General features: G+C 73.4%; 13 protein-coding genes. 7 read left to right on the top strand and 6 right to left on the bottom strand.

The window, feature by feature from the left end; genetic code table 11:
* Positions 1-39 precede the first annotated feature (39 nt).
* The 3 genes from ACFWPT_RS22670 (at position 40) to ACFWPT_RS22660 (ending at position 3940) form a co-directional block, all read left to right on the top strand.
* Positions 40-657, top strand: coding sequence for a CGNR zinc finger domain-containing protein (locus ACFWPT_RS22670; RefSeq protein ID WP_380483766.1), 618 nt, complete (start codon positions 40-42; stop codon positions 655-657).
* A gap of 142 nt (positions 658-799) precedes the next feature.
* Complete coding sequence (ligA, locus tag ACFWPT_RS22665) at positions 800-2866, top strand: NAD-dependent DNA ligase LigA (protein ID WP_380483764.1); 2067 nt, start codon at positions 800-802, stop codon at positions 2864-2866.
* A gap of 282 nt (positions 2867-3148) precedes the next feature.
* Complete coding sequence (locus ACFWPT_RS22660) at positions 3149-3940, top strand: putative protein N(5)-glutamine methyltransferase (RefSeq protein WP_380377741.1); 792 nt, start codon at positions 3149-3151, stop codon at positions 3938-3940.
* Positions 3941-4033: 93 nt separating this feature from the next.
* Here the strand turns inward: ACFWPT_RS22660 and ACFWPT_RS22655 are convergent, their stop codons facing one another.
* The 6 genes from ACFWPT_RS22655 to ACFWPT_RS22630 all read right to left on the bottom strand — a co-directional run bounded on the left by ACFWPT_RS22655 (position 4034) and on the right by ACFWPT_RS22630 (position 11442).
* A complete protein-coding gene (locus ACFWPT_RS22655; protein WP_363378646.1) occupies positions 4034-5251 on the bottom strand; it encodes an MFS transporter in 1218 nt (405 codons plus the stop codon).
* Positions 5252-5387: 136 nt separating this feature from the next.
* Positions 5388-6587 carry a cytochrome P450 gene (locus ACFWPT_RS22650; protein WP_063345980.1) on the bottom strand — a complete coding sequence of 400 codons (1200 nt, stop codon included), beginning with the start codon at positions 6585-6587 and terminating at the stop codon, positions 5388-5390.
* Between the two features lie 30 nt (positions 6588-6617).
* Positions 6618-7286 carry a DUF5825 family protein gene (locus ACFWPT_RS22645; protein ID WP_380377743.1) on the bottom strand — a complete coding sequence of 223 codons (669 nt, stop codon included), beginning with the start codon at positions 7284-7286 and terminating at the stop codon, positions 6618-6620.
* 16 nt (positions 7287-7302) lie between these two features.
* Positions 7303-9261, bottom strand: coding sequence for a RiPP maturation radical SAM C-methyltransferase (locus ACFWPT_RS22640; RefSeq protein WP_380377744.1), 1959 nt, complete (start codon positions 9259-9261; stop codon positions 7303-7305).
* Positions 9262-9340: 79 nt separating this feature from the next.
* Positions 9341-9502 (bottom strand): hypothetical protein, encoded by a 162-nt coding sequence (locus ACFWPT_RS22635; protein WP_159398304.1) that lies wholly within the window; start codon positions 9500-9502, stop codon positions 9341-9343.
* Positions 9499-11442 (bottom strand): alpha/beta hydrolase family protein, encoded by a 1944-nt coding sequence (locus tag ACFWPT_RS22630; protein ID WP_380483761.1) that lies wholly within the window; start codon positions 11440-11442, stop codon positions 9499-9501. Before ACFWPT_RS22630 ends, ACFWPT_RS22635 begins: the two co-directional genes overlap by 4 nt.
* A gap of 340 nt (positions 11443-11782) precedes the next feature.
* On the opposite strand from ACFWPT_RS22630, the gene ACFWPT_RS22625 reads away from it, so the two are divergent.
* From ACFWPT_RS22625 to ACFWPT_RS22610, 4 genes are all read left to right on the top strand, one after another.
* Positions 11783-12163 (top strand): DUF485 domain-containing protein, encoded by a 381-nt coding sequence (locus ACFWPT_RS22625; protein WP_380380773.1) that lies wholly within the window; start codon positions 11783-11785, stop codon positions 12161-12163.
* Positions 12160-13890 carry a cation acetate symporter gene (locus ACFWPT_RS22620; RefSeq protein WP_380483759.1) on the top strand — a complete coding sequence of 577 codons (1731 nt, stop codon included), beginning with the start codon at positions 12160-12162 and terminating at the stop codon, positions 13888-13890. The genes ACFWPT_RS22625 and ACFWPT_RS22620 overlap by 4 nt, the downstream gene beginning before the upstream one ends.
* Before the next feature lie 3 nt (positions 13891-13893).
* On the top strand, positions 13894-14481 hold the full coding sequence (locus tag ACFWPT_RS22615; protein ID WP_063345975.1) for a cysteine dioxygenase family protein: 588 nt from the start codon (positions 13894-13896) through the stop codon (positions 14479-14481).
* 493 nt (positions 14482-14974) lie between these two features.
* The gene (locus ACFWPT_RS22610) at positions 14975-16576 is read left to right on the top strand and encodes a carbohydrate binding domain-containing protein (protein WP_380483830.1); all 1602 of its coding nucleotides are present in this window, start codon (positions 14975-14977) and stop codon (positions 16574-16576) included.
* The last annotated feature ends 57 nt before the right edge of the window (positions 16577-16633 follow it).

The following is a 16633-nucleotide window of genomic DNA, read 5'->3' as shown; positions in this document are numbered from 1 at the left end:
AACGCTAGCCGGTTCTCACGGATGAGCGCAAGCGCTACCATGAGACTCATGACGGACGCCGCGGACACCGCCACCGACGAGACCGCCGTGCCACCCGCGCCGGGCGAGCAGCAGTACCCCTCGCTCGCCCTGGTCAACAGCGCCGTCACGCTGCCCGGCGGACGCGTCGTCGACCGCCTCGGCACGCCGGCCGCCACCGGCCAGTGGCTCCTGGAGCACGGCCTCGCCCCGGCCGACGCGGGCCTTCAGGAGATGTGCACGGCGCAGGTGCGCTCGATGCGCGAACAGGTCAGGACGCTGTTCGCCGCCCGCGTCGCGGAGCTGCCCGCACCCCCCTCCGCCCTGGCCGCCGTCAACGACGCCCTGACCCGCCTGCCCACGGCCCGGCTGCTGCGGTGGGACGACGGCAGCGGCCCCTACCGTGCGGCCCCCCACCCCACCACCGAGATCGTCGACCACGCCCTGGCCACCCTCGCCGCCGACGCCGCCGACCTGCTCACCGGGCCCGAAGCCGCCCGCCTCACCGCCTGCGGCTCCACCCCGTGCACCCGGTACCTCCTCCGGCACGGCCGGCGCCACTGGTGCTCCACCCGCTGCGGCGACCGCGCCCGCGCGGCCCGCGCCTACGCCCGGCGCACCCGGCCCCAGCCGGACTGACCGGGCCGGCGGCCTCGACCGGCGCCCTCGCCGACGGCCCTGGCCGACACCCCTGGCCGGTGCGGGTCGCACCCCCCGGCGCGGTCCGTGCGAGCCGCGTTCGAGCGGGCCGAATGTCAGTGCGGCTCGCCATGATGGCGGTATGAAGGACGCAGCCACCCTGGCCTCCCCTGCCGCCCTGGCCTCCCCGCAGGCCTACGCCGACGCCGTCGCCGCCGCCGTGCGGGCCGCCGCCGCGTACTACGCCGACGGCTCCGCCCCGCTCGGCGACGACGAGTACGACGCCCTGGTGCGGGCGATCGAGGCCTACGAGCACGAGCACCCGGACGAGGCGCTGCCCGAGTCGCCCACCGGCAAGGTAGCCGGCGGCGCGGCGGTCGGCGACGTCCCGCACAGCGCGCCGATGCTCTCCCTCGACAACGTCTTCTCGGCCGAGGAGCTGGAGTCCTGGGCGGCCGGTCTGGAGCGCCGGCTCGGCCGGCCGGTCGCCGCCTGGTGCGTCGAGCCGAAGCTGGACGGCCTCGCCGTCGCCGCCCGCTACCGGGCCGGTCGGCTCACCCAGGTGCTGACCAGGGGCGACGGCCTGGCGGGGGAGGACATCACCGCCGCCGCCGACGCCGTGCTCGGCCTGCCCGCCCGGCTCGCCGAACCGGTCGACGTCGAGCTGCGCGGCGAGGTGCTGCTCACCCACGAGCAGTTCGAGCAGGCCAACGCCGTCCGCACCGCGCACGGCGCCACCCCGTTCGCCCACCCGCGCAGCGGCGCGGCCGGCACCCTGCGCGCCAAGGACCGCGCCTACCGTGTCGAACTCACCTTCTTCGCCTACGACGCCCTCGGCCTGCCCGGCCTCGACCACGCCGACCTGCTCGCCCGGCTCGCCGTCCTCGGCGCCAACACCGCCGCCAGCACCGACGCCGCGCCGCGCCGCTGCGCGGCCCTCTCCGAGGTGCAGCAGCGGATCGACGAGATCGCCGGCCTGCGCGCCGCACTGCCCTTCGGGATCGACGGCGTGGTGGTGAAGGCGGACGCGGTGGTCGACCAGGAGGCGGCCGGCTCCGGCTCCCGCGCGCCGCGCTGGGCGGTGGCCCGCAAGCTGGCGGCGCAGCACAAGGTCACCCGGCTGCTCGGCGTCGAGTGGAACGTCGGCCGCACCGGGATCATCGCGCCCCGGGCCGTCCTCGAACCGGTGGTGATCGACGGCGTCACCGTCACCTACGCGACCCTGCACAACCCGGCCGACATCGGGCGCCGCGGGCTGATGATCGGCGACCAGGTGTTCGTCTACCGGGCCGGCGACGTGATCCCGCGGGTCGAGGCGCCACTGGTCGACCAGCGCACCGGCGCCGAGCAGCCGATCGCCTTCCCCGAGGTCTGTCCACGTTGCGGCGACGCCATCGACACCTCCGAGCAGCGCTGGCGCTGCGTGCGCGGCCGGGCCTGCCAGGCGGTCGCCTCGGTGGTCTACGCGGCCGGGCGCGACCAGCTCGACATCGAGGGCCTCGGCGGCACCCGCGCCGTCCAGCTGGTCGAGGCCGGGCTGGTCGGCGACCTCGCCGACCTGTTCACCCTCACCCGGGAGCAGCTGCTCACCCTGGAGCGGATGGGCGACACCAGCGCCGACAACCTGCTCGCCGCCATCGAGACCGCCCGCAGCCGCCCGCTGAACCGGGTGTTCTGCGCCCTCGGCATCCGCGGCACCGGCCGGACGATGTCCCGCCGACTCGCCGCGCACTTCGGCAGCATGGCCGCGATCCGTGCCGCCGATGTCGAGGCGCTGGCCGGCGTGGACGGCATCGGGGTCGAGAAGGCCGCCGTGATCGTCGCCGAACTCACCGACGTGGCAGCGCTGTTGGACCGGCTTGTGGCGCAGGGCGTCGGCACCGCGGTGACCGAGCCGACGGCTCCCGCCGCCCAGGCCGCGGACGGCGGCGCGGCGGCCGCGGACGACACCGCGGCGGGCCCGCTGGCCGGCCAGAGCGTGGTCGTCACCGGCAGCATGACCGGAGCCCTCGCCGAGCTCTCCCGCAACGCGATGAACGAGCTGATCGAACGCGCCGGCGGCAAGGCCTCCTCCTCGGTGTCCAAGCGCACCACCCTTCTCGTCGCGGGCGAGAAGGCCGGCTCCAAGCGTGCCAAGGCGGAGGAACTCGGAGTGCCCGTCATGACCCCGGAGGAGTTCGCCGCCCTGGTCGCCGAGCAGCTCGGCTAGCTCCGCCAGGCCGGCCCCGGTGGGCGGGCCGGCCGGGCAGGACCTGGGCCCGGAAGACCAGTTGATCGCCCGCGCCGGGGGTGCGGTAGGGTGGCCGACGCCGTGTATGACCGCGACTCAAGGAGGTGAGCCCCATTACCGGTATGTCCGAGCGGGTGCTCCCGGAGCGCGGCCGTGCGGGCGCGTCGCGCGCGTAGCGCGGACGCGTCGGCGCGGTGCCGGCCCTTGCGGGAGCCCTGACGGAGTCGTTCGTCCTCCTCCCGATTCCCCCAAGGGGTCCTCTTGTCGGTTTTTGCCTCCGCAGCTCTCCGTTCCTCGGTCGTCACCCGGCTGCGCGCCGCCGGTTGCGTGTTCGCCGAGGACGAGGCGCGGATCCTGCTCTCCGCCGCCGCCACACCGGCCGACCTGGCCGTGATGGTCCGCGCCCGGGCCGAGGGCCGGCCGCTGGAACACGTCGTCGGCTGGGCCGAGTTCGCCGGGCTGCGGATCGCCGTCGACCCGGGCGTGTTCGTCCCGCGCCGCCGCAGCGAGTTCCTGGCCGCCACGGCCACCGAGCTCACCGGCCCGGGCGCCGTGGTCGTCGACCTCTGCTGCGGCAGCGGCGCCCTCGGCGCCGCCGTGGCGGCCGCCGCCGCGCACCCGGTCGAGCTCTACGCGGCCGACGTCGACCCGGTCGCCGTCCGCTGTGCCCGCCGTAACCTCACCGGGCCCGGGGCCCCGGTCTTCGAGGGCGACCTGTTCGTCGCGCTGCCCGCCGCCCTGCGCGGCCGGATCGACGTCCTGCTCGCCAACGTCCCGTACGTCCCCAGCGCCGACATCGCGCTGCTGCCGCCGGAGGCCCGGCTGCACGAGGCCCGGCCGGCGCTGGACGGCGGCGCCGACGGTCTGGACGTGCTGCGCCGGGTGGCCGTCGAGGCGCCGCACTGGCTGGCCCCGGGCGGGTCGCTGCTGTTCGAGACCAGCGAACGGCAGACCCCGACGGCCCTGGCCGTCGCCCGCGCGGCCGGTCTCGACGCCGCCGACGCCTGGTGCGAGGACCTGGACGCGACGGTCGTCACCGCGACCCTGCGCTGACGGGGCTGCCGCCCGGACCCGCCTCGCCGCCCGCCGCCCGCCTCCCGCCCCGCCCGCCGGTGGCGGGAGCGGGCTCGGCGGTCGGCTGGGCGCTCACAGCTCGCGGATCTCACGCCTGGTCAGCGCGTACCCGAACGCGCCCGTCAGACAGAGCCCGGTCGTCGCGAACACCCCTTGACTCCCGAAGGCGTCCACCGCCGCGCCGGCCGCGATCACCGAGATCGGGAAGACTCCCAGCGCGCAGAAGGTGACGGCCGCCATGACCCGGGCCAGCAAGGCGGGCGGGGTGCTCTTCTGCACGCCGGTGACGACCAGGACGTTGGTCACCGTGCTGGCGCCGCCGGCCACGCAGAGCAGCAGCACGGCGCCGACGAGGCCGACGAACGGCACCAGGCCGATCGCCACACCCATCACCAGTCCGGAGAGCATCGCCGTGCGGCCCCGCGAGCGGACCTCGGTGAGGCCGGCCGCGAACAGGCCGCCGACCAGCGCACCGCCGGTGAACGCGGCCAGCAGCAGGCCCAGCCCGACGGCGCCGGCGTCGAAGCCGTGGGTGGCCAGGGTCGGCAGGGCGACGCGGGTGGCGCCGCCCACCGTCAGGTTCGCGATCACCGTCACCGTCAGCACCGCGCGCAGCAACGGCGATTCCCGCAGCAGGCGCCGGAAGTTCTTCGGCACGGAGGCACGTTCGGAGATCGGGCTGGGTGCTGCGACGAGGCTGCCGCGACCGATCAGCAGCAGCGTCGCCGCCGACACGGCGAAGGTCGCCGCATCCAGGCCCAGGGCGGCGGCCGGGTTCAGCCAGGCGACCAGCGGGCCGGCCAGCGCCGGACCGAGCAGACCGGCGCCGAAGGTGACCGTACTGTTCAGTGCATTGCCCGCGTGCAGGTCCTCGGCGGGCAGCAGGGTCGGGGTGATCGCCCAGGCGGCCGGCAGGAACACCCCTGCTCCGACGCCGACCAGCAGCGCGAGCCCGCCGATCAGCCAGAAGTTCGCCGCCCCGCCGGCGGCGATCGCGCACAGCCCAGCGGTGGCGAGCAGCCGGCCGAGGTCGGCCGCCAGCATCACCCGCCGGGCGCCGAACCGGTCGGCGAGCATCCCGCCGAGCGGGGTGGCGGCCAGCCGTCCCGCGCCGTAGGCGGCGACCACCAGGCTCAGCTGGCGGGCGCCTCCGGCGAGGGAGTAGACCAGCAGCGGCAGGGCGACCACCTGGAACGCGTTGCCGAACTCCGAGGTGCCCTGCCCGATCACCAGCAGCCGGAAGCCCCGCGCGCGCAGGGGCGCGACGCTGATCCGGGGGCGGAACCGCAACAGCCCCGCGGCGCCGCGCGCTCCTGCGCGGCCCGTCCCCGTGCTGCCCGCCCCTGCGCGGCCCGTCCCCGTGCTGCCCGCCCCTGCGCCGCCCGCCCCCGTGCTGTCCGTCCCCGTGTCGCTTGCTCCCGCGCCGCTAGCCATCGAGCGAGACCGGCAGCGACTCCAGGCCGCGCAGCATGATCGTGTTGCGCCAGGGCAGGGTCTCCTCCGCGGCGGCCAGTTCGATCCGCCCGAAGCGCTCCAGCAGGCCGGTCAGTGCGACCTCGCTCTCCAACTTGCCGAGGAAGGAGCCGAGGCACCGGTGCAGGCCCTGCCCGAAGGCCAGGTGGCCCGGATCGCCCCGGTCCAGGATCAGCCGGTCGGGATCGGTGAAGCGGGCCGGGTCCCGGTTGGCCGCGCCGAGCGAGAGCAGCACCAGCTCGTCCGCCGGGATCTCCACGTCGTCGACCATCACGTCGGCGTTCGTGAACCGCAGCGTGGCCATGCTCACCGGAGACTCGTAGCGCAGGAACTCGTCGATCGCGACCGGCATCGCCGCCGGGTTGGCGCGCAACCAGGCGAGCTGGTCGGGGTGGTGGAGCAGCGCCAGGGTCGCGGTGCCGAGCAGGTTGACGGTGGTCTCGTGGCCGCCGATCAGCAGCAGGAAGACCATCGAGAACACCTCCCGCTCGGTGAGTTCACCGGCGTCACAGGCCTGTACCAGGTCGGTCAGGATGTCCGTGCTCGGCGACGCCCGCCGGGCCGTCATCAACTCGCGCAGGTAGTCGTTCAGTTCGGCGGTGGCCTGGTCGAAGGTCATGTCGCCGCCCTGGGTGAGGATCGCCGTCGACCAGGTGCGGAAGGCCTGCATGTCCTCCGGGGGGAAGCCCAGCAGCTCACAGATGATCATGATCGGCAGCGGGAAGGCGAAGTCCGTCACCAGGTCGGCGGTCTCCCGCCCGCGCAGCCCGTCCAGCAGGCCGTCGGCGATGCGCTCGACCAGCGGCCGCATCAGGTCGACCCGCCGGCGGGTGAAGACGCCCTGGATCAGCCGGCGCAACCGGGTGTGGTCCGGCGGGTCGCTGTTGAGCATGTGGACCACCTCCGAACCGAGCGTCAGGCCGGAGCCCCGCCCGCTCGCGATGGCCTGGCTGCGGCGGACGTCCTGCCCGAAACGCGGGTCCATCAGCGCGGCCCGGACGTCCTGGTAGCGCGTCACCAGGTAAACCGGCAGGCCCTCGCCGAACTCCACGACGGAGACCGCGCCGGCCTCGCGGATCCGGGCGAGCGTGGGGTAGGGGTCGCGGATGAAGGCGGACATCCGCGCGGCGGCGTCGTCGACCGCGGTGGTCATGGATCACTCCTCGGGCTCGAACTCCGGCAACTACACGGTCAGCGACGGGAAGGGCCAGCGGCGCACCCGCATGGGCAGGAACCAGGCGCGGCCGGCCTGTTCGGCGATCAGGCCGGCCGCGGCGAAGTCCTGGTGGACGGCGTCCGGCAGCCGGCCGACCTCGACGCCCTCGGCCAGCGCCTCGACCTGCGCCAGGTGGCCCGGCTCGTCGATGGTGAACAGCTCCAGCGTCCCGAACCGGCGGTCGCGCACCTCGACGAAGCCGGGGCCGCGCCGGAAGACGCACTTGCTCGGGTAGTACGTGGCGCGCCAGTCGGCGACGACGTCCTGGGGGCCGCCGGTCAACTGCTCGGGCGGGTACAGGTGGTGGAACCGGCGCTGCGCCGCGCAGCCGTCCGTGCAGTCGGCCTGCCAGAGCACGGCAAGCCCCTGCCCGGTCGCCTCGCGCAGCAGCATCAGCGCCCGCGCGGAGGCCGCCGGCGCGTCCGCGCAGAGCCGCACCGGCTCGGTCAGCCGCAGGCAGCGGACCCCGGCGCGGTGCAGTTCGGTGACCTCCGCCTCCGCCGGGCCGGACAGGGTGCGGCGACCGAGCGCGAAGCCCGGCAACTCCCTGGCGGCGGGGTCGTAGTCGAGCCAGAGCTCGACCTCCGGGCCGGCCGCGCGCCAGGAGGCGGCAACGGCCCTTCCCGCATCGGCCATTCCGGCATCGGTCCGTTCAGCCGATCGTGACGGCATCGAGCACCTCCTCGGCGCGAGGGCGGGCGGCGGCGGGGCCGTGCCGGTGCTGCATCCGCATCAGCACCTGGTTGTCGGACTCGACGGCGACCTGGAGGAAGCTGTCCCCGTCGTGGAACAGCAGGCCCAGCGCGGTGAAGCGCTTCAGCACCGACTCGACCGCCGCCGCGCCGCCGGGGACCTTGGCGGCCAGCGCGGCGGTCGAGCGGGGCTGGTTCAGCAGCCGGAAGGCGGCGAGCTCCACCGGATCGGTCAGCTCGACCACCCGCCAGTCGTACTCGGGGCGGGTGTTGACGAGCGCGATCCGGCCGCCCGCGTCCCGGTAGCTGAGCCGGCTGTCGGGGAACCGCGCGATCCAGGTGTCCACCGCCGCGCTCAGCCGCTCCGCGAGGTCGCCGCCGATCCCGCGTGGTGGCGCGCTGAACACGTAGGCCAGTTCGGCGAGTTCGCTCTGCGGCAGGCGGTAGGTCGCGCCGTACTGGAAGGCCGGCCGGGTGATCGCGAAGCCCAGCTCGGGCCGGTCGAAGTACGGGCTGAACCGTTCGATCGCGATCCGTCCCGCTCCGGTCGGCGGGTCCAGGTGGTGCAGCAGGGGCAGTTGGCGGATCACCGACTCGTAGTCGGCCGGCTGCTCGCCGGGGAAGCCGTAGAGGTAGTTCCAGCTCACCGACACTCCGGCGCTCTGCGCGTCCCGCAGCGCGCGGACGTTCTGGCAGCCCGTCACCCCCTTGTCCATGATCCGCAGGACCCGGGTGCTCAGGCTCTCGATGCCGGGCTGCACCTGGGCCGCGCCCGAGTCGCCGAGGAGCTGGAACTGGTGGCGGCGCAGGTTGGCCTTGATCTCGAAGTGCAGCCGCAGGTCGACCGGGAGTTCGGCCAGTGACTTCAGGACGGTGTCGAAGTAGCCCATGTCCAGGATGTTGTCGACCACGTAGACGTCCAACAGCTGGTGGCGTTCGGCGAGCGTGAGCACCTCGGCGAGGAAGTCCGTCGGCGGCTTGGAGCGGAACTCCATCGAGGAGCCGTTGAGCCCGCAGAAGGTGCAGTGGTGCTTCTCGCCCCACCAGCAGCCCCGGGAGCCCTCGACGACCAGCTTGGGATCGACCCAGCCGGCCGCGACGGAGGCGTCGAGCCGCTCGTAGAAGCCGTCGTAGCGGGGCGCCAGGATCGCCGCGGGCGGCAGCGGGCGCCTCGTCATCTCGTTGGCCGTCGACGTTCCGGAGTCGTCCCGCCAGCAGAGCCCGGGGACGGCGGAGAGGTCGCCGCCTGCCAGGAGCGCGGGGAAGGCGGCCTCGCCCTCGCCGCGCACCACGTAGTCCAGGAAGGGGAAGTTGCGGTGCAGCGCGGCGCCCTGCGGACCGTCGCAGTTCGCGCCGCCGAACACCGTGCGCACCTGCGGGCACCGCTGCTTGAGCAGCCTCGCGGCGGCGAGGCTCGCCGTGTTCTGCTGGAAGGTGGTGGTGAAGCCGACCAAGTCCGGTGGGTCGGCGGCGAGTTCGTCGACCAGTCGGGCGATGAACGCGGGGGCGATCGCGCGGGTGGCCCGGGTCAGTGCGATCTCCTGCTCGCTCGCACCGCTGGTGGCCAGGTACTCGAAGTAGGGCGCGAACTCGCCGTCGAGGTCATCGATGTCGCTGCCGTCGCCGTCGCCGTCGCCGTCGATGCCGGCCTCGATGCCGGGGGCCGGGCCGTCGTCACCGTACAGCGCGCCGGCGAACGCCCAGTCGCCCGCGCCCTGGAAGTAGGACTTCTCGGAGAAGTACTGGTAGTCGTCCACGCCGAAACCCGCGGTCTCGGCGGCCCAGTCCACGAAGTCCAGGTTGGCGTACCGCACTTCGACCTGGTGGCCGGCGCGTGCGGCAGCGGTGTGCATGATCCCGAGCGCCAGCGACGGCACGTCGATCGCGCCCCAGGGCATGTGCAGCAGGACGATACGCATGGTGGCCACTTCTGTTGTTCGCCGGCGGTCGGTGAGGTGTCGCTCCGGGGCACCGCAGGCGCCCCGGAGCGACGGTGAATCACTTGCCCTTGGTCTCGGCCTTCGGCTTCGGCTGCCCCTTGAGGGCAGGCGCGACCACTGCGGCCTTGGTGATGTCGAGCGCGAAGGCCTGGACCACCACGGCGCCCCGGTCACGCTCCGGGGTGCTGATCGGGTCGTTCTGAATGCTGCGTCGCTTCATGGCTGTTCACCTCCTTCCACCAGTTCGGCGGGTACCTCGGGGCGGTCGCCCCGGGGTGGCAGGGGGAGCGGTGCCGGCCAGGCGTGCTCGGCGAACCGGACCATCGTGGCCAGCACCGATCGGTGGTCGGCGGTCCGGCGGCTGTAGTGGCCGCCGTCCACCCAGAGCAGCTCGTGCGGCACCGCCAGCCGGCGCAGGTCCGCGGCGTACCGGGCGACCTGGTCGGGTGGGCACCGCTCGTCGGTCCGCGAGGCGACCAGCAGGACGGGCGAGCGGACCTGGTGCACGTACGATCGCGGGTCGGCCGCGCGGTAGCGCTCGGGAACCTCGTCCGGGGTCCCGCCGAAGAGCTGGCGATCGAGCTCGCGCAGTGCGGGGGTGGTGGTGCGGTAGGCGGCGGGGTAGTCCGCGATCGGCTGAGCGGCCATGCCGAGCGACCACAACTCCGGCTGCGCGCCCATCGCGAGCAGGGCCAGGTAGCCGCCCCACGAGAATCCGCACAGGCCGGTGCGCTCCGCGAGCGCCGTACCGTCGGCGACCAGCTCCGCGCGGACGGCGGCCAGGTCCTCGATCTGCGCCAGCCCGACCCGGTGGCCGTACTCGTGCTGCCAGCGGGCGCCGTAGCCGGTGGAGCCGCGGTAGTTGGTGCGCACCACCGCGTAGCCACGGCCGACCAGGGCGTTCACCCGCGGGTCGTAGGAGTCGCGGTCGTGGGTGGCGGGGCCGCCGTGGACCAGGAAGAGGGTCGGCCACGGGCCCTGGCCGGCCGGAGTGCTGACGAAGCTGTGGATCCGCCCGTACGGCCGGGGCGTCCAGCGGCGGCTGCGGTAGGTGTCGCCCTGGTCCGGATCGAGGCCCTGTCCGGGGTGGTGCGCAGTCTCCGTGCCGGGGCGCAGGACCAGCGGGCGGGGCGGTGTCGACTCCCGGCTCCAGACGCAGTGCAAGGTGCCGTCCGGAGCGCAGGACAGGTCGTGGATCGTGCCGCCGGGGGTGCTGATCTCCCGGACGGGCGGGGCCTGTTCGGCCGGTCCTCGGCCCGCGGCCCCCTGCTGCGTTGTCCGCTGCCCCTCCGGCGGGTCGAGGTCGGCGAGGAGCAGTCGGCTCCGCCCGGCCCGCTCGTGCTGGATCAGCACCTCGCGCGGCCCCTGGTACCAGCCGGCCGATATCTGCGAGTCGAACGACAGCCCCGGGTACCTGCGCAGCCCCGTGCCGGCCTGCCAGGTCGCGACGGTGTACTGCTCGTCCTCCTCGACCACCAGCAGCAGCTCCGGTTCGAGTACCGCGAGCGGGTTGAACTCGATCGGCCAGAGCCGCAGTCGGCGGTGCCCGGCGATCCGCAGCGGACCGTCCGCCTGCGCGCCCGCCTGAACGGTCGCCTGACCGTCCGCCTGCGTGCCCGCCTGAACGTTCGCCTGCGCGTCCGTCTGAACGCCCGTCGGCCACAGGACGACCGAGTCGTCCCCGTCGGGCCGCCCGCCGAGGGCCAGGAGCCGGCCGTCCGGCGACAGGTCGGCCAGGCTCAGGTACCCCGGCGCCGAACCGATCAGCCGGGCTTCGCCCGCGGGCGGTCCGACGTAGCAGTGCGAGGCGCCGTCGACACCGACGACCACCGCCGCGAGCGCGCCCGTCCGGTCGAAAGCGACGCCGTACGCCCGCCCGCGCGGCACGCCGTACAGCGCCTCGCCGCCCGCGCCGCCGGCGAACGGCTCGCGCCGCCACCGCCCCTCCCCGGCGTTGTCGGCGTCGAACCACCAGATGGCGTCGCCGTGCGGCTCGATCTCGCTCAGGTGGACGCCCCCCGGCCGGTCGGTGACCACCCGGCGCCGATCCGTCCCCAGGTCCCAGGCCACCGCTTGCCAGCGCTCGTCGACGAGTCGCGTCTCGACCGCGCGGTCGGCCGCCAGGGCGGCGAAGCCGGGGGACTGGAACGCCTGTGTCACGGACCCGGCCCTTTCGGCTCGATGGTGGGAACAGACTGCGCTGAACGTCCCGAGGCCGGTGCAATGGTGTGAAGATCCAGTGAACCGGCGTGAAGAAAAGGCCACTTGTGGAGGATCGCCGCCACTCTAGGGGGGTGCCGTGGTTGCGAACAGACCTTTCGCACAGTTGGCCGAAATGCAGCTGAGGTGAATGCGGGCCGGCAGGGGTGTGGATGTGCCGGGAACGCGCAGCGGGAACGCACAAAGGCCGGCCGTCGCCGACCGCGCGTTGATCGCTTGTCTGCCACGGATTCCTACGGTCGGGCCTTCGGCAAGTTCCGCACCGCTCAAAAGGATTCCCATGATCGACCAAGCCGCGTCGTCGCGCGGTGGCGCACCCTGGATCGGCGACGATCCGCGATTCACCGAGTTGCGCGCCGCCTACCGCAGGTTCGTGTTCCCGGTGACGGCGGCGTTCCTGCTCTGGTTCCTGGCGTACGTACTCTGCTCGGCCTACGCCCGCGGCTTCATGGCGGCCAAGGTCGTCGGGAGCATCAACGTGGCCCTGGTCTTCGGACTGCTGCAGTTCGTCTCGACCTTCGGCATCGCCCTGGCCTACGGCCGGTTCGCCGCCCGGCGGTTGGACCCGCTGGCCGAGGCCCTGCGGAGCACGGCGGCGTCCCGTCCGGCCGCATCGGCCGGACACGCCGACAACCAGGAACTGACGGAGAGCCAGGCATGACACAGCACCTTCCGCTCGCCGCGGCGACGGCGCAGGCGGCATCGCACAAGGGCCTGACCATCGGCCTGTTCGTCGCCCTGGTGGCGGTGACCCTCGTCATCACCCTCTGGGCGCGGCGGAGCACCCAGGGCACCGGCGGCTTCTACACCGGCGGCGGCCAGTTCTCCGCGCTGCAGAACGGGATCGCGATCTCGGGCGACTACCTGTCCGCGGCCTCCTTCCTCGGCATCGCCGGGATCATCGCGATCTCCGGGTACGACGGCTTCCTCTACTCGATCGGCTTCCTGGTCGCCTGGCTGGTCGCGCTGCTGATGGTCGCCGAACTGCTGCGCAACACCGGTCGGTTCACCATGGCCGACGTGCTGGCCGCGCGGCTGCGCAGCGGTCCGATGCGGACCGCCGCGGGCGTGTCGACCATCGTGGTCTCGATCTTCTACCTGATCGCGCAGATGGTCGGCGCGGCGACGATCGTGGGGCAGCTGCTCGACGTCAAGGGCGCCTCGGCGCAGATCTGGACCATCGTCGGGGTCGGCGCCCTGATGATCGTCTACGTCGTGGTCGGCGGGATGAAGGGCACCACCTGGGTGCAGATCGTCAAGGCGGTGCTGCTGATCGCCGGCGCGGCGATGATGACCCTGTGGGTGCTGGCGAAGTACGGGTTCGACCTCAGCCACCTGCTCGGGGACGCCGCCGCGGCCTCCAAGAAGGGCGACGCCTTTCTCCAGCCCGGCCTGAAGTACGGGGCGACCGACGGCTGGTCGAAGCTCGACCTGGTCAGCCTCGGCGTCGCCCTGGTGCTGGGCACCGCGGCGCTGCCGCATGTGCTGGTCCGCTTCTACACCGTCCCGACCGGCCGCGACGCGCGCAAGTCGGTGAACTGGGCGATCGGCATCATCGGGGTCTTCTACCTGATGACCCTGGTGCTCGGCTTCGGCGCGGCCGCGCTGGTCGGCACGGCGACGATCAAGGAGAAGGATCCGTCCGGCAACACCGCCGCCACCCTGCTGGCCGAGCACCTCGGCGGCGGCGCGGGCACCACCGGCGGCTCCCTGATGCTCGCCTTCATCGCGGCGGTGGCGTTCGCCACCATCCTCGCGGTCGTCGCCGGGCTCACCCTGACCTCGTCGTCGTCGTTCGCCCATGACCTGTACGCCAGCGTGATCCGCAAGGGCAGGGCCACGGAGCGGCAGGAGCTGGTCACGGCGAAGATCGCCGCCGTGGTCATCGGCGCGGTCGCGGTCGCCCTGTCGATCTTCGCCAGGGACCTCAACGTGGCGTTCCTGGTGGCCCTGGCCTTCGCCATCGCGGCCTCGGCCAACCTGCCGGCGATCCTGCTGACGCTGTTCTGGAAGCGCTTCACCACCGTCGGCGCCAAGTGCGGCATCTACGCGGGCCTGGTCAGCTCGATCGGCCTGGTGCTGCTCTCCCCGATCTGCTGGGGCGGCGCGACCGGCACGGTCCACGCCGTGAAGCTGACGGCCGCCCAGGCGAAGGACTGCGGGGTGGAGGCGTCCAGCAAGCAGGTCGGCAACGCCACGGCGCTGATCTCCTGCACCACCACGGCACCGGTGCCGCTGCAGAATCCGGGCATCGTCTCGATCCCGATCGGGTTCGCGGCCGCGGTCCTCGGCTCCCTGGTCGGCAGCCGCCGCCGTCGCGACGAGGAGTCGGACGGGCGCGGCTTCGAGGAGCTTGAGGTCCGCGCGCTCACCGGAGTGGGGCGGTAGAGCGTGGAACCGGGCTCCAACCTCGACGAGTTCCTCTCCGACCTCGCGCGCTACGCCGCCGCGGACGTCCTGACCGCCCAGCTCACGGCGGACACCCTGCGCAAGTACCTGCGGGCCGGACTGATCGTGCCCGACGACCTGTGCGCCGGTGACACGGACGGTTACTCGCAGCGGCTGCTGCATGCCGGACGGACGCACTCCGTGGTGGCCCTGACCTGGCTGCCCGGTCAGTCCACCCCGATCCACGACCACGTCGCCTGGTGCGTGTCCGGTGTGGTGGAGGGCGTCGAGGTGGACGAGGCGTTCCGGCTGTGGCGGCCCTCCAGGACCGGCCGCAGGGTGCTGGTGCCGTCCGGCCGGACCACCTGCTCTCCCGGCCGGGTGCAGCTCCTGGTGCCGCCCGACGAGGACATCCACCGGGTGTCGAACGGCGGCACCGGTCGCGCGGTCTCCCTGCACGTCTACGGCGCCGACATCGCGCTGAACGGGGGCAGCTCGATCAACCGGGTCTTCGGGAACGAGGTCGTGGACCTCCCGCCGGACGGCGCCCGCCTGGTGAGCTGGCGGAGCCCGGAGAGCCTGGCCCCGTGACCGCCCCGTAGCGAACCGACGGGCCGTCCGCCCCGGACGGCCCGTCGGCCACACCCGAGCCCCTGCCCGGTGAGGCGGGCGGGGCCGTACGGCCTGACGTCGGGTTCTGCTGCGGTCGGCCGGGTCGTACCCCGCGATTGGTCCAGACCTATTGACGAGCTGCGCCGCCCCTCCTACGATCCGGTCCGGCACAGCCCCACATGTCCCCACCTCACCCACAGCCGGGCGTCGCGCCCCCACGCGTCGGTCATGTCCATGGCGCTCGGCGGGAAGGGAACGCAGCATGTTCCGTCGAAGGTCGCGTACTCCACGTCCGTCGGGCGAGGTCCGCCCCTGTCCGGATCCCGGCCGCCCCGAAGGCGACCGGACCGGGAGCGAGCCGCTCCGGGCCCCTGGCCCGCAGCCGCGGGCGAGCGTGGAACGCGCAGCGCAGGTGAACCGGACCAGCCGCGCCCAGCGCGGGCCGAGCGTCCTGCGGCGCTCCCTCGCCGGGGTGAGCGCCGTCGCCGTCATCGGCGTCGGCATCGCCGTGGCCGGCTCCGTCACGGCCGGGGCCGCCACCCCCAACCTGGTGGCCAACCCCGGCTTCGAGAACGGGCTCTCCGGCTGGACCTGCTCCGGCGGCTCCGGCGCGGTCGTCAGCAGTCCGGTCCATTCCGGCGCCGCCGCGCTCAAGGCCACGCCGACCGGCCCGGACAGCGCCCAGTGCAGCCAGACCGTCAGTGTGCAGCCCAACTCCCAGTACACGCTGAGCGCCTACGTCCAGGGCAGCTACGTCTACCTGGGCGCCACCGGCACCGGCGCCGGCAGCGACCCGTCCACCTGGACGCCGAGCAGTGCGTCGTACAGCCAGCTCAGCGTTGGCTTCACCACCGGGCCGAACACCACCTCGGTGACCGTCTACCTGCACGGCTGGTACGGGCAGCCCGCGTACTACGCGGACGACGTGTCGCTCACCGGCCCCGGCGGCAGCAGCCCCACACCGACCACCCCGCCGCCCACGACTCCTCCGCCGACCACTCCGCCTCCGACGACCCCGCCGCCCACGACTCCTCCGCCGACCACTCCGCCTCCGACGACCCCGCCGCCGACCACTCCTCCGCCCACCACCCCGCCGCCGACCACCCCGGCGCCGGGCGACACCTGCCCCACGAAGCCCAGGCCGTCGGGCAAGGTCCTCCAGGGCTACTGGGAGAACTGGGACGGCGCCGCGAACGGCGTCCACCCCGGCATGGGCTGGGTCCCCATCACGGACAGCCGGATCGCCGCACACGGCTACAACGTCATCAACGCCGCCTTCCCGGTGATCCTCTCGGACGGCACCGTCCAGTGGCAGGACGGCATGGACGCCAACGTCAAGGTCTCGACCCCCGCCGAGATGTGCCAGGCCAAGGCGGCCGGGGCGACGATCCTGATGTCGATCGGCGGTGCCGCCGCAGGCATCGACCTGAGCTCCAGCACCGTCGCCGACCGGTTCGTGGCGACCGTCGTCCCGATCCTCAAGAAGTACAACTTCGACGGGATCGACATCGACATCGAGACCGGCCTGTCCGGAAGCGGCAGCATCGGCACGCTGTCCGCCTCCCAGGCCAACCTGATGCGCATCATCGACGGCGTACTGGCCCAGATGCCCGCGGGCTTCGGCCTGACGATGGCCCCCGAGACCGCGTACGTGACCGGCGGAAGCGTCACCTACGGCTCGATCTGGGGCGCCTACCTGCCGATCATCAAGAAGTACGCCGACAACGGGCAACTGTGGTGGCTGAACATGCAGTACTACAACGGCAGCATGTACGGCTGCTCCGGCGACTCCTACCAGGCCGGCACCGTGCAGGGCTTCACCGCGCAGACCACCTGCCTGAACAACGGCTTGACCATCCAGGGCACCACCGTCAAGGTGCCCTACGACAAGCAGGTGCCCGGCCTGCCGGCCCAGCCCGGTGCGGGCGGCGGCTACATGGACCCGGGCCTGGTCGGCCAGTCGTGGAACGCGTTCGGCGGTTCGCTGAAGGGGCTCATGACGTGGTCGCTCAACTGGGACGGCTCGAAGGGCTGGAGCTTCGGCGACAACGTGAGGTCCCTCCAAGGCCGTTGATCACCCGCTGATCACTCGCTGACGTCCCGCCGGCTTCCCGTGCACCGGTGCACGGGA

It is taken from the genome of Kitasatospora sp. NPDC058478, from assembly GCF_042720345.1.
Classification (GTDB): Bacteria; Actinomycetota; Actinomycetes; order Streptomycetales; family Streptomycetaceae; genus Kitasatospora.
Note: the sequence above shows the minus strand (reverse complement) of the source record. Positions and strands in the feature narration are given on the sequence as shown.

Excerpts from the sequence above, each read along its gene's own strand:
- ACFWPT_RS22670 (WP_380483766.1), top strand. The coding sequence starts at position 40 with ATGAGACTCATGACGGACGCCGCGGACACCGCCACCGACGAGACCGCC.
- ligA (WP_380483764.1), top strand. The coding sequence starts at position 800 with ATGAAGGACGCAGCCACCCTGGCCTCCCCTGCCGCCCTGGCCTCCCCG.
- ACFWPT_RS22650 (WP_063345980.1), bottom strand. The coding sequence starts at position 6,587 with ATGACCACCGCGGTCGACGACGCCGCCGCGCGGATGTCCGCCTTCATC.
- ACFWPT_RS22645 (WP_380377743.1), bottom strand. The coding sequence starts at position 7,286 with ATGGCCGATGCGGGAAGGGCCGTTGCCGCCTCCTGGCGCGCGGCCGGC.
- ACFWPT_RS22640 (WP_380377744.1), bottom strand. The coding sequence starts at position 9,261 with ATGCGTATCGTCCTGCTGCACATGCCCTGGGGCGCGATCGACGTGCCG.
- ACFWPT_RS22635 (WP_159398304.1), bottom strand. The coding sequence starts at position 9,502 with ATGAAGCGACGCAGCATTCAGAACGACCCGATCAGCACCCCGGAGCGT.
- ACFWPT_RS22625 (WP_380380773.1), top strand. The coding sequence starts at position 11,783 with ATGATCGACCAAGCCGCGTCGTCGCGCGGTGGCGCACCCTGGATCGGC.
- ACFWPT_RS22620 (WP_380483759.1), top strand. The coding sequence starts at position 12,160 with ATGACACAGCACCTTCCGCTCGCCGCGGCGACGGCGCAGGCGGCATCG.